Origin of the sequence: Streptomyces sp. AB3(2024), assembly GCF_041862025.1 — a bacterium.
GTDB lineage: Bacteria > Actinomycetota > Actinomycetes > Streptomycetales > Streptomycetaceae > Streptomyces.
In genome coordinates this window covers 1-223 of the sequence record NZ_JBGWAB010000421.1, presented here as the reverse complement: position 1 = coordinate 223, position 223 = coordinate 1, and the positions used below count along the sequence as shown (strand labels likewise).

1 protein-coding gene is annotated in these 223 nt (G+C 75.3%); it reads right to left on the bottom strand.

All coding sequences use genetic code 11. The features are described 5' to 3' along the window. Positions 1–223 (bottom strand): hypothetical protein (locus ACEPPI_RS41055; RefSeq protein WP_373920320.1); only part of this gene is annotated, 223 nt, incomplete at both ends.

Below are 223 nucleotides of genomic sequence, written 5' to 3'. Positions count from 1 at the left end.
GAGCGGCAACCCGGCCCAGACCCCACACCTGCGCCTGAACCGCAGAGACGAGGCGGTCCGAACGGCCCACACTCACCGCACCCCGGGTCAGGCACCACAAGGGCGCCCCCACCCCGGCGTCGCCCATCGCCTGAAGCAGCCCAGCCGTGGGGGCCACCCCGGCGGCCTCGTCCAGCGCCAGCAACGACACCACACCAGCCACGGGGCCGGCCCCGGTCAGCAG